We start from the raw sequence: 11,934 nt of genomic DNA on the forward strand, positions 1-11,934 counted from the left end.
TTGTAAGAATTAGTTGTATTTTTGCGACTTTATATGGATTCATTAACCCAAATTGTTTTAGGTGCTGCTTGTGGAGAAGCTGTCCTAGGTAAAAAAATCGGAAACAAAGCTTTATTGTTTGGTGCTATTGGTGGTACTATCCCAGATTTGGATGTACTTATCGGCAGCTTATTACATAACAATGAAATAGACGCTATGCTTTTTCATCGTGGCTTTATGCATTCGATAGTGTTTTCTATATTAGCTGCTTTTTTATTGGGTTGGTTGGTTCATAAATTATATAATAACGGAAGACGACTCCATACAACAACGCAAAAGGATTGGATAAGCCTATTCTTTTGGTCATTATTTACACACCCGATTTTAGATTGCTTTACACCTTATGGAACACAACTTTTTGCGCCATTTTCAAATTATCGTATAGCATTTAATAATATTGCTGTTGCTGATCCTTTATACACAGTTCCCTTTTTATTGTGCGTTATTATATTAATGTTTTTTAGGCGAAATAGTAATAGACGTAAGTTTTGGTTAAAACTGGGAATTGGTATCAGTTCTTTCTATATGTTGCTTACCGTTTTTAATAAGTTTTATATAGATAGCGTTTTTAAATCTTCTTTAGAAATAAATAGAATTTCTTATGAGCGATTTAGTGCACAACCTTCTATTTTGAATAATATTCTTTGGTATGGCATTGCAGAAACTAACGACAATTATCACGTTGGGTTTTATTCATTATTTGATAATTCTAATCAATTTTCTGACTGGCAAACCATTCCTAAGGTAAGAGATTTATCAAAAGATGAATACAAGGACATTAATGATTTAGCTTGGTTTAGCAATGATTATTATATTGTTGAAGCTTTAGACAATGGGGACTATTTATATAAAGACTTAAGATATCCACTAGTTGAGACAAGAGAAGGTTTTAAAGCCATTTTCAATTTGAAACTTTATAAGACAAATAATAGATTAGACATGAAGCCATTTGCACCGGAAATGGGTGATTTTAAGTTTACAATGTCTGCACTTTGGGCGCGATTGAAAGGTAAATAAACTATAGCTTCTGTAACATTGAACCAAAAAATAAAATAGTATTTAAACCATTTGAGTTTTAAGAATACCCAACTCAACCATACAAGTCTTCATCATTTTATAAGTACGCTCAATATCTGCATCTAATCCAATAGAAAAACGTATTAAACCATCACTTAAGCCCATTGCTTCTTGTTCTTCTTCAGGAATTTCAGAAGATGTAGAGCTTCCAGGTGCACTGAATAATGTTTTATAAAACCCTAAACTCACAGCTAAATAACCAAGGTTACGCTCTTGCATCAATTCCATTAGTGCATTAGCTTTGTCTAAAGAGCCAACATCTATAGTCATCATACCACCAAAACCATATTTTTCATTCATCATAGATTTAAATAACTCGTGAGAAGGATGAGAGGCCAAGCCTGGATATACAGTTTTTAAACCATCGTTTTCAAATTTCTCAGCTAGATAAGTTGCATTGTAGCTGTGCTGTTGCATTCTAATATGCAATGTTCTTAAATTCTTTAAAACAGAAGCAGAGCGCAAGCTATCCATGGTAGAACCTAAAAGCATTGCGGCTCCATCATTAACGTTTCTTAAATCATCTATCAATTCCTGGCTACCACAGACAACTCCACCAACCGTATCCGAAGACCCATTTATAAATTTTGTTAGACTATGAATCACAATATCTGCTCCTAGTTTTACTGGTGAAATAGATAAAGGTGAAAAAGTATTATCTACAACTAATTTTAAATTATGTTTTTTTGCTAACTGAGCTAAGCCTTTGATGTCTGCAACTTCTAATAACGGATTACTTACAGACTCGCAGTACAATACTTTGGTTTTAGGTGTAATGGCGGCTTCTACAACATCTAGTTTTGTAATATCAACAAAAGTGGTGTTAATACCCAAACGCGGAGTAAAGTTTTTTAGAAACGCATAGGTTCCTCCATAAATTGTTCTGCTACTTACAATATGATCACCAGCATCACAAAGCTGCAATAAAACAGGTGTAATAGCTCCCATACCAGATGCTGTTACAGTGGCAGTTTCTGTACCTTCCATTGCCGCTAAGGCTTCACCTAGGTATAAATTTGATGGTGACGAATGACGAGAATATAAGTAGCATCCATCTGCATTGCCTTCAAATGTATCGAACATTGTTTTTGCAGATAAGAATGTATAAGTTGAAGAATCTGAAATTGATGGATTCACACCTCCAAATTCACCGAAGTATTGTAAATCTTGAATGTTGTTTGCAGGCTTAAATTTCATAACTATTGATTTTATAAGTTATAACAAAGTTCTGCTATTTTAGATTATTAATCAACTATAAGTTGTATATTTAGAATATTTGTCTATTAAAATATTATATATTAGACTAATTTTCATTATTTTTCGCTTTTAAGTGATATATATAGAAAAAACATCAATTATGAGTTTGGATGAAATTGATATAAAGTTGTTGCACTTGCTTCAAGCTGATAGCAAACAAACGACTAAGGCATTATCTAATAAACTGAATCTTTCTGTAACAGCAGTTTATGAGCGAGTTAAAAAATTAGAGCAGAATGGAATTATAAGCAACTATGTAGCATTAATAGAAAAAAGGAAAGTTGATAAAGCATTTGTTGCATTTTGTCATGTGAAGTTGGTGCAACATTCTCAGGAATATGTCGTGAAGTTTGAGCGCGAAGTCCGCAAATTAGATGAAGTCTTAGAATGTTATCATATTAGTGGTGATTATGATTATTTGCTAAAAGTGCTTGTGAAAAACATGGAGGCTTTTAGAGAATTTATGGTAAAAAAACTCACTACAATCGACCATATTGGCAGTACGCACAGTATGTTTATGATAAATGAAGTAAAATACACTACTGCAATTACACTATAGTATTATGAAATTATTGCAAAATAGACTAATAGAGTTCTTTTTAATTTTTGTAGTTATTCCTGTAAGTTTTGCTTTAAATTTTGCATTATGGATAAAAATGATAATTGGTGTTTTTGGATTCACCTATATCATATTTATACTTTTAAAAGTTGAAAAGAATAAGTTTAAGATAAATGAAAATCTAAATTGGAAGAATTTTTGGAGACAAACTCTAATTAAATTACTTGTAATTACTGCTATTACTTCACTTTATATGCTTATCGTTGATAAAGAAAATCTCTTTATCGTAATAAGAACAAAGCCTTTGTTGTGGGTAATAATTTTATTTGTTTACTCTTTATTTTCCGTATATCCGCAAGAATTAATTTATAGAACGTTTTTCTTTCAGCGCTATGAATCATTATTCAAGAATGAATCAATTTTTATTCTGGTTAATGCAGCTTTGTTCTCATTAGCACATATTTTCTTTAAAAACTCAGTGGTAATGTTTCTTACTTTTATTGGAGGAATTCTTTTTGCACTCACTTATAAAAAAACGAAATCCACACTTCTGGTATCAATAGAACACGCTATTTACGGCTGTTGGTTATTTACTGTTGGTATGGGTGAGATGCTAGGGTTTCCGACTTGATAATTTGTGTTAAATTTAGTAGAAAGTCATTCGATAATCTTTAATCTAAATTGTATTTTTGTGTTACATTAGAAGTAACTATGAGATTACTCTTTATTCTTATTTTTTTGTTTTCAATAAATCTTACTGCTCAAGATCATCCTATTGGTATTAAAATAGGTGGTAATAGCTCAACTTTGTCAGGTGATGGTACTGAAAATATATCTTCAAATATAAATTTTCATGCTGGTTTATTTACTGAAATTAAATTGACAGAAGATTTTAGAATCCAACCCGAATTATTGTTTTCAGTTTATGGATTTGAGGAAGATTTTGAAGGGATTTCTAATATCAGATTAAATTATGTAATATTACCAGTAATGGTAAAATATTTTATTTCCAATGCGTTTAGTTTTGATGCAGGTCCTCAAGTTGGATTATTAGTTACTGCTAAAAATGGAACAGGTTCACAAGCAGATGTTAAGCCCAATTTTTATGATAGAGATTTTGGAGCTAATATAGGTGCAAGTTATATCCTTTCAGAAAAAGTAAGCGCATCTATACGCTATTACTTTGGGTTATCCGATATTACTACTGAAACTAGCAATAATCAAAATAGAGCATTACAATTAGCATTTCAATTTAAAATTAATTAAGAAAAAATAATATGAATTCATACGATGTAGCAATAATAGGTTCAGGTCCTGGAGGATATGTAGCAGCGATCCGTTGCTCACAATTAGGAATGAAAACTGCAATTATTGAGAAATATTCAACATTAGGAGGAACTTGCTTAAACGTAGGTTGTATTCCTAGTAAAGCTTTATTGAGTTCGTCTCATCATTACGAAGAGGCTACAAAACATTTTGAAGAGCATGGTATAGAAATACCAGGTGAAATCAAAGTGAATCTCGAAAAAATGATTGGACGTAAGCAAGCGGTTGTGGATCAAACAACTGGAGGAATTGACTTCTTAATGAAGAAAAATAACATTGATGTTTATGAAGGTTTAGGGTCTTTTAAGGATGCTACACATATAAAGATCGAAGGTAAAGATGCGGGGGAAATTGAAGCTAAGAATATTATTATAGCTACAGGATCTAAACCATCTAACTTACCATTTATTACATTAGACAAAGAACGTGTAATCACTTCTACAGAAGCTCTTAAACTAAAAGAAATTCCAAAGCACATGATTATCATAGGTGGTGGAGTTATAGGCTTAGAACTTGGACAAGTGTATCGTCGTTTAGGTGCTGAGGTTACTGTTATTGAATATATGGACAGAATCCTACCGACAATGGACGCTGGCTTATCTAAAGAATTGAACAAAGTTTTTAAGAAAGCGAAATGTAAAATGATGATATCTCATAAAGTACAATCTGTAGAGCGCAAAGGTGATGAAGTGATTGTAAAAGCTGAAAATAAGAAAGGGGAAGTTGTTGAGTTTAAGGGAGATTATTGTTTGGTTTCAGTCGGTCGTCGTCCATATACAGATGGTTTAAATGCTGAAGCTGCTGGAGTAAATATTAATGATAGAGGGCAAGTAGAAGTCAATGAACATTTACAAACTTCTGCCTCTAATATTTATGCTATTGGAGATGTTATAAAAGGAGCAATGTTAGCTCATAAAGCTGAAGAAGAAGGTGTTTTTGTAGCCGAAATTTTAGCAGGACAAAAACCGCATATCGATTATAATTTGATTCCAGGTGTAGTTTACACATGGCCCGAAGTCGCTGCAGTTGGTAAAACAGAAGAAGAATTAAAAGAAGCTGGTGTTGCGTACAAAGCAGGTCAGTTTCCGTTTAGAGCTTTAGGTAGAGCCAGAGCGAGTGGAGATATAGATGGATTTGTAAAAATCTTAGCAGATAAAACTACTGACGAAGTTTTAGGAATTCACATGATTGGTGCACGTTGTGCAGATTTAATTGCAGAAGCAGTTACAGCAATGGAGTTTAGAGCATCTGCAGAAGATATTTCTCGCATGTCTCATGCACATCCAACATTTGCAGAAGCAGTTAAAGAAGCCGCATTAGCTGCAACTGACGACAGAGCATTACACGTTTAGAAGCTATATTTATGATAATAGAACCAAGAACTAGAGGATTTATTTGTCTTACAGCGCACCCAACAGGTTGTGAACAAAATGTTATAAATCAGATAGATTACATAAAATCAAAAACTAAAGCTAAAGCTAAAGTCCCAAAAAAGGTATTAGTTATTGGTGCATCAACAGGGTTTGGCTTAGCGTCTCGTATTACTAGTGCTTATGGATCTGACGCTTCAACTATTGGTTTGTTTTTTGAGAAGCCACCTAAAGAAGGTAGAACAGCTTCTCCAGGTTGGTATAATAGTGCTGCTTTTGAAAAACAAGCACATAAAGACGGTTTATATGCGAAGAGTATAAATGGCGATGCGTTTTCTAACGAGGTAAAAGCAAAAACTATAAACTTAATTAAAAAGGATTTAGGTCAGATTGATTTGTTAGTCTACAGTTTAGCATCTCCAGTAAGAACGCATCCTGATACTGGTGAGCGTTTTAAATCTGTGTTAAAGCCTATTGGTAAGACATTTGCAGATAATACAGTAGATTTCCATACAGGAGAGGTTAAAGAGATTTCAATTGAACCAAGCTCTGGCGATGATATTGAGAATACCGTTGCTGTAATGGGAGGAGAAGATTGGCAAATGTGGATTAACCAATTAAATGCTGCTGGGGTTTTATCTAAAGATTTCAAAACTGCTGCTTATTCATACATAGGCCCATCTTTAACTGAAGCCGTTTACAGAAAAGGGACTATTGGTAAGGCTAAAGATCATTTAGAAGCTACTGCATTTAAAATTACGGATAGCTTAAAGACTATTAATGGAAAGGCTTATGTTTCTGTTAATAAAGCCTTAGTGACACAGGCAAGTTCTGCGATTCCTGTAATTCCCTTATACATTTCATTGTTATATAAAGTGATGAAAGAAGAAGGTATTCACGAAGGCTGTATAGAGCAAATTGAGCGTTTATTTAATGAGCGTTTATATGAAGAAAATATACCTTTAGATGATGAAGGGAGAATACGCATTGACGATTGGGAAATGCGTGATGATATACAAGCAAAAGTTTTAGAACTTTGGAAAGAAGCAACAACAGAAACCTTACCACATATTGGTGACTTAGAAGGTTATAAAACAGATTTCTTTAATCTTTTTGGGTTTGAAGTTGATGGTGTAGATTACGAAAAAGATGCAAATGAAATGGTTGATATTCCTGGATTACAGGCTTAGATTATATCATATTTAATAAACAAAAAAGCGAACCATTTGGTTCGCTTTTTTGTTTATTATCTTTTGACAAGTAAAGTGAAGAAGATATTTTTAAAGCAAAATTTAATTGCCTGCAACATTTTCACTAAATTTAAAAAAACAGATAGTTGTTGTAACGAAAGTGTAAGATAGGCGTCATAAATGCATATAATACCTTTTGCTAATCATTAAATCCATTTGTCATGTTCAAAAAAATCACACTATTCTTCCTTTTATTGTCTTTTACATTTTATGGACAAAATGAAACTCAAGACGTTAATAGTTTTACTAAAGAATTAGATCAAAAGATTCCAAAATTATTGGAAGAATTTATGGTTCCTGGAACTGCAATAGCTATTATCGAAAATGGCGAATTGGTATTACAAAAAGCTTATGGATACGCAAATCTTTCAAAAGGTGAGAAAGTAACAACGCAAACAGGATTTAATATTGGTTCTATCTCTAAAACTGTTGCTGCTTGGGGAATTATGAAACTCGTTGAAGAAGGTAAAATTGACTTAGATGCACCAGCAGAAAATTATTTAACACGTTGGAAATTACCAGAATCGGACTTTGATTCTAAAAAAGTGACCGTAAGACGATTACTAAGTCATACAGCTGGATTGTCGCTTCATGGATATCCTGGATGGACACCTAAAGATCGTTTATCTACAATCGAAGAGTCATTAAATGGTCGCAACAATGGACCTGGTAGAGTAGAAATGATTATGGTGCCAGGAACAAAATGGAAATATTCTGGAGGAGGATATACAATCTTGCAATTGATAATAGAGGAAGTGACAGGGCAAAAATTTGAAGACTATATACAAACTGAAGTTTTAAACCCTTTAGGAATGAAGAGCAGCAGTTATGATATTGACGAAACTATACTCAAAAATTCATCTTTAGAGCATGACAATTTTGGTGAACAAATAGATTTTGAATTGTTTACAGCACAAGCAGCAGCAGGATTACATACAACAATTGAAGATTTTACACAATTTGCCTATGCGAGTCTTTTTGCTCATAAGGATAACAAAAAATATAACAAGGTTTTAAAAGGAATTACTGTTGAAGAAATGATGAAACCAGCAGCAGCTTCAAATGATAGTTACGGTTTAGGTTATCAAGTACAAAATATTCCTAATACTTCCTACATTCTAAAAGGTCATGGTGGAGCTAATACAGGTTGGCATGCATTTTTTAGAGTAAACCCTGATACAAATGATGGTTTTATAATGATTACTAATGGAGGGTCTGGTCATAATATATACACACAAATTTTTTGCGATTGGATTCAATGGAAAACAGGAGAATCAATGGGAAGCAGATGCGAAGTCAAACCATCTATTGCAGGAAAGCTTAAAGCATTTATTGACTCAGAAGGAACAACTAATTTAGCTTCAACTTATGAGGCTTTAAAAATTAATAATTCAGAAAATTATAATTTCTCTGAAGGTATAATAAATGATTTTGGTTACTATTACATGAGAAGAAAAGAGATAGGTAAAGCTGAGGCTGTTTTTAAGTTAAATGTTGATCAATTCCCAGAGTCGTCTAATGTATATGATAGTTATGCTGAAGCGTTATTAGAAAATGGAAATAAAGAAAAAGCCATTGTAAATTATAAAAAGTCTGTTGAACTTAATCCTGCAAACACAAACGCTGTTAATATTTTAAAATCCTTAGATGTAGATGTAAATACTTTGCCAAAAGCATTTGAAATGGATACAACAAAATTAGATGATTACATAGGTGAATATCAATTATCAGCTGATTTTATTGTTAACATTTCACGAGAAGATAATAAATTAATTGCTAAGCCAAAAGGTCAAAGTGCTCTTGTGATTATTCCAATGTCTGAAGATAAGTTCTTTGTAGAAGAGGTTAAGGCAGAAGTCACTTTTAATAGAAATGAGAATGGTGAAGTAGAAAGCATGACTTTGCATCAAAATGGTCGAGATACATTTGGTATTAAGTTGAAGGAATAGAATAATAAAAAATGGATGCGACTATATAAAACAATTTCAACGAAAAAGTAATGTTATTATAGAATTATCTAAATTCGATTTCTTTAAAAATAATTTATCAATTACAGTTCCTGTATCAAATCATTGATTCGCATTCGATTACTATAATCATCTTCATTAATATCTCTTACAAAACAAAATGCACTAATTTCGTCTTTTTTCACTTTCTCTGTAAGCTCTTCAACAGTGAAAGGTCCAAATTCCTCTGATTCAGAAATATAGTAAAATTGATGACCGTATATGAGGTTACTCGCTTTTTGCTTGTACTTATATTTTATATAATTCTGAACATCCTCCATTGAATTCAGTTCGTCAGCATAGTTGCTCGTATTAATAAAAAGTGCAAATTCATCTTTAGTTTGATCGTTAAGCACCAACATATCCTCGTCCTTAAGATAAGCCTTTACTGTTGCTCTTCCATCTTCAGTTTCTATAGTAAAAATATTTTGAAAATGAATATTCCATGACGTTTCAATAACATTGTCCTTTCTGTAAATTTCAAGAACGTTATCTTTCTTAAAGACATAAGTAGATTTTTTTTCAGCAATACCGTTTACCAATACCCAATGCTGATTTATAAAATTAGAATCGTGATGAATGGAATAATCAAAAGGTTTTAAATTCGGAATAGTGTCGTGTAGGTCCTGTATCATAATGCAATTTTATTACGTATTAGTGTAATAACAACGTTAAATTCGGGGTTATTATTTATAAAGCTAATAATTTTCTAGTAGTTTCAACACTTCTTTCTTGTAACTTCGACTAAATGGCAAAGTGCGTCGGTTAAGTGTAACATGCTCACTGGTAAACGATTGAATCTTCGACAAAGCGATAATGTAAGATCTATGAATACGTATAAAATTTTGCTTAGGTAGTTTTGCTTCCATAGCACTAATTGTTTCTCTGGTAACAATAATTTCTTCTTCAAGATGAATCTTAATGTAGTCACTATAACTTTCTACATATAAGATTGATTCAAAATTTACTTTAAGCATTCTGCGATTAGAACGTACAAATATAAAATCATTACTTTCTGTAATATGACTTGATGTTTTTTCGACTTTGGTAAAAACTTCAAAATAACGATTTACAGCTTTTAGTAAACGCTCAAATGAAATAGGTTTCAAGACATAATCTACAGCTTGTAATTCAAAGCCTTCTACAGCATAATCTCTGTATGCTGTTGTAAAAATAACCTTGATGTTTTTATTGATAGATTTTGCAAAAGCAATACCCGAAATTTCAGGCATGTTAATATCTAAGAAGACTAAATCTATATCATTATTGGTAATTGTGTTAAATGCTTCAACGGCATTGCAGCATTGAGCTACAACATCAATTTTTTTAATTTTTGAAAGATGCATGGCAATAATTTCCCTTGCCATAGCTTCGTCATCTACAATTACACAAGACACATTTTTAGTCATTCTATAGGTCTAATTTTAGTTGTACGTTATAACTGTTTCTAGTTTCCGAAATTTTCAAATTGTACTGATTTTTATATAATAATTCTAATCGCTTTTTTATGTTTTCTAAACCAATTCCATGTGGTTTGGATAGTTGCTTTTCGTGCGAATTATTAATTGTAAAGTCAATACTATCTGCAGTGCATTCAAACACAACAGTTATAGATAGTTTTCCTTCAATAATCTTACCATGTTTAAAGCTGTTTTCAATAAATGGTAAAAATAACATAGGGGCAACAGAAAGTGCTTCGGCACAATTAGAGTCTTTAAAACTGATATTTAGGGTATCATTAAATCGTATTTCTTCTAGACTAATATAATCTTTAATATGATTGATTTCGTCTTTTAAAGCGACCAAGGGCTTATCAACATGGTATAATAAATAATCGAGCAAATTAGATAGTTTCAGTATCATATCTGGCGTTTGTTCAGATTTTTTTAATGCAAAACCATAAATGGTGTTTAAAGTATTGAACAAAAAATGAGGATGAATCTGCATCTTTAAATATTTTAACTCTTGTTCTTTTAATTTGAGCTGTGCTTCTAATATTTTGGCTTCAAGCTCACCACTATACTTGGATTGCTTTAAATTCAGTTTTAATAATTTAAAAGCACTTACAATTATTACAACTAGATAAACACATGTAATAATAAATAAAGTATTACGAGATAATGATTCAACCTTTGTGAACATAAAGTTGGTCAAAAACGCAATCGCGAAAAAGACCGAAAACATAATACTAAAAATGGAAATTATAATAGTGTATAAACTATATAGCCCAAATAAAAAGTAGCGTTTTGTAATGAGGTAATTAGGAATGAGTTTATAAATCGAAACATAAGTGGTACCAATTGTTATTGGCATTAAAAACAGAGAAAAATTAAAGATATTACTATCAATAGTGTTATCTGCGCTAAAAGTGAGTGTGAAAAAGAAAAGAACCGCACACCAAAATAGTAGATGGAGTAGGACTCGTTTTATATAATATTGTTTTGATTTCAATTTATTTCAATATTAACACAATAATAGGTCATTTTTAAATGGTATTTTTATTTAGTAGACGAATGACAGATTTAGCGCTGGTTTCAACATTGAAGTTAAATCCCGAAAGAATTTGGTAGTTGGTCGCATTCTAATTTTTTTAATCAAACTTGAGCCTATGTTTGCTTTAAGTTTAATCAAAAAACACAATTTATGTTTTCACAATTATTATTAGTTGGTCGTTTACAAGAAGGCGGACCAGGTATGTATTTTATTTTAGTAGCCTTTTTATTGTCATTAGTTTTTGTAGCAATGGCTTTTATAAAAAAGAAACAGAATCTTACAGCATCTAATAAGATGATTGGCTTAGCTGCAGAATCTAGTTTAGTAGCTCTAGTTATAGGTTGTTTAGCGTCTGTTATCGGAATTATTGAGTTATTTGACATGTTAGAAGCGATTGGTGAAGCAAGACCAGATTTAGTAGCTGCAGGTATAAAGCTATCTTTATTGACTATAACTTTTGGATTATTTGCTTTTGTAATAGCCAGAATTGGGATTTTGGTCTATAAATGGAGTCTTAAGTCTGAAGAGAATATATCATAAAACTCATTTCAAAAAAT

General features: G+C 31.8%; 12 protein-coding genes. 8 read left to right on the forward strand and 4 right to left on the reverse strand.

Going from position 1 to position 11,934, the window contains the following annotated elements:
- The first annotated feature begins 33 nt into the window (after positions 1-33).
- On the forward strand, positions 34-1,056 hold the full coding sequence (locus tag Q0822_RS08360) for a metal-dependent hydrolase (RefSeq protein WP_299122479.1): 1,023 nt from the start codon (positions 34-36) through the stop codon (positions 1,054-1,056).
- 42 nt (positions 1,057-1,098) lie between these two features.
- Here Q0822_RS08360 and Q0822_RS08365 read toward each other — a convergent pair whose 3' ends face one another.
- Complete coding sequence (locus Q0822_RS08365) at positions 1,099-2,313, reverse strand: aminotransferase class I/II-fold pyridoxal phosphate-dependent enzyme (protein ID WP_299122480.1); 1,215 nt, start codon at positions 2,311-2,313, stop codon at positions 1,099-1,101.
- 160 nt (positions 2,314-2,473) lie between these two features.
- Between Q0822_RS08365 and Q0822_RS08370 the strand changes: the two genes are divergently transcribed.
- From Q0822_RS08370 to Q0822_RS08395, 6 genes are all read left to right on the forward strand, one after another.
- The gene (locus tag Q0822_RS08370; RefSeq protein ID WP_299122481.1) at positions 2,474-2,932 is read left to right on the forward strand and encodes an Lrp/AsnC family transcriptional regulator; all 459 of its coding nucleotides are present in this window, start codon (positions 2,474-2,476) and stop codon (positions 2,930-2,932) included.
- 4 nt (positions 2,933-2,936) lie between these two features.
- A complete protein-coding gene (locus tag Q0822_RS08375) occupies positions 2,937-3,563 on the forward strand; it encodes a CPBP family intramembrane glutamic endopeptidase (RefSeq protein ID WP_299122482.1) in 627 nt (208 codons plus the stop codon).
- Positions 3,564-3,643: 80 nt separating this feature from the next.
- Complete coding sequence (locus tag Q0822_RS08380) at positions 3,644-4,198, forward strand: porin family protein (RefSeq protein WP_299122484.1); 555 nt, start codon at positions 3,644-3,646, stop codon at positions 4,196-4,198.
- An 11-nt stretch (positions 4,199-4,209) separates the two neighbouring features.
- The gene (gene lpdA / locus Q0822_RS08385; protein WP_299122486.1) at positions 4,210-5,610 is read left to right on the forward strand and encodes a dihydrolipoyl dehydrogenase; all 1,401 of its coding nucleotides are present in this window, start codon (positions 4,210-4,212) and stop codon (positions 5,608-5,610) included.
- An 11-nt stretch (positions 5,611-5,621) separates the two neighbouring features.
- Positions 5,622-6,818: an enoyl-ACP reductase FabV gene (gene fabV / locus Q0822_RS08390; protein ID WP_299122488.1), complete on the forward strand. Its 1,197-nt coding sequence runs from the start codon at positions 5,622-5,624 to the stop codon at positions 6,816-6,818.
- A 221-nt stretch (positions 6,819-7,039) separates the two neighbouring features.
- Positions 7,040-8,827: a serine hydrolase gene (locus tag Q0822_RS08395; protein ID WP_299122490.1), complete on the forward strand. Its 1,788-nt coding sequence runs from the start codon at positions 7,040-7,042 to the stop codon at positions 8,825-8,827.
- Positions 8,828-8,928: 101 nt separating this feature from the next.
- Here the strand turns inward: Q0822_RS08395 and Q0822_RS08400 are convergent, their stop codons facing one another.
- The 3 genes from Q0822_RS08400 to Q0822_RS08410 all read right to left on the reverse strand — a co-directional run bounded on the left by Q0822_RS08400 (position 8,929) and on the right by Q0822_RS08410 (position 11,026).
- Positions 8,929-9,519 (reverse strand): hypothetical protein, encoded by a 591-nt coding sequence (locus Q0822_RS08400; protein WP_299122492.1) that lies wholly within the window; start codon positions 9,517-9,519, stop codon positions 8,929-8,931.
- A gap of 63 nt (positions 9,520-9,582) precedes the next feature.
- The gene (locus Q0822_RS08405) at positions 9,583-10,293 is read right to left on the reverse strand and encodes a LytTR family DNA-binding domain-containing protein (RefSeq protein ID WP_299122503.1); all 711 of its coding nucleotides are present in this window, start codon (positions 10,291-10,293) and stop codon (positions 9,583-9,585) included.
- 1 nt (position 10,294) lies between these two features.
- Positions 10,295-11,026: a histidine kinase gene (locus tag Q0822_RS08410; RefSeq protein ID WP_299122504.1), complete on the reverse strand. Its 732-nt coding sequence runs from the start codon at positions 11,024-11,026 to the stop codon at positions 10,295-10,297.
- A gap of 501 nt (positions 11,027-11,527) precedes the next feature.
- Here Q0822_RS08410 and Q0822_RS08415 point away from each other — a divergent pair.
- Positions 11,528-11,917 carry a MotA/TolQ/ExbB proton channel family protein gene (locus Q0822_RS08415; RefSeq protein ID WP_299122505.1) on the forward strand — a complete coding sequence of 130 codons (390 nt, stop codon included), beginning with the start codon at positions 11,528-11,530 and terminating at the stop codon, positions 11,915-11,917.
- The last annotated feature ends 17 nt before the right edge of the window (positions 11,918-11,934 follow it).

Origin of the sequence: uncultured Winogradskyella sp., from assembly GCF_947496485.1 — a bacterium.
Taxonomy (GTDB): domain Bacteria; phylum Bacteroidota; class Bacteroidia; order Flavobacteriales; family Flavobacteriaceae; genus Winogradskyella.

Coding starts and splice junctions, on each gene's coding strand:
- Q0822_RS08360 (WP_299122479.1), top strand. CDS start 34: ATGGATTCATTAACCCAAATTGTTTTAGGTGCTGCTTGTGGAGAAGCT.
- Q0822_RS08365 (WP_299122480.1), bottom strand. CDS start 2,313: ATGAAATTTAAGCCTGCAAACAACATTCAAGATTTACAATACTTCGGT.
- Q0822_RS08370 (WP_299122481.1), top strand. CDS start 2,474: ATGAGTTTGGATGAAATTGATATAAAGTTGTTGCACTTGCTTCAAGCT.
- Q0822_RS08375 (WP_299122482.1), top strand. CDS start 2,937: ATGAAATTATTGCAAAATAGACTAATAGAGTTCTTTTTAATTTTTGTA.
- Q0822_RS08380 (WP_299122484.1), top strand. CDS start 3,644: ATGAGATTACTCTTTATTCTTATTTTTTTGTTTTCAATAAATCTTACT.
- lpdA (WP_299122486.1), top strand. CDS start 4,210: ATGAATTCATACGATGTAGCAATAATAGGTTCAGGTCCTGGAGGATAT.
- fabV (WP_299122488.1), top strand. CDS start 5,622: ATGATAATAGAACCAAGAACTAGAGGATTTATTTGTCTTACAGCGCAC.
- Q0822_RS08395 (WP_299122490.1), top strand. CDS start 7,040: ATGTTCAAAAAAATCACACTATTCTTCCTTTTATTGTCTTTTACATTT.
- Q0822_RS08400 (WP_299122492.1), bottom strand. CDS start 9,519: ATGATACAGGACCTACACGACACTATTCCGAATTTAAAACCTTTTGAT.
- Q0822_RS08405 (WP_299122503.1), bottom strand. CDS start 10,293: ATGACTAAAAATGTGTCTTGTGTAATTGTAGATGACGAAGCTATGGCA.
- Q0822_RS08410 (WP_299122504.1), bottom strand. CDS start 11,026: ATGTTCACAAAGGTTGAATCATTATCTCGTAATACTTTATTTATTATT.
- Q0822_RS08415 (WP_299122505.1), top strand. CDS start 11,528: ATGTTTTCACAATTATTATTAGTTGGTCGTTTACAAGAAGGCGGACCA.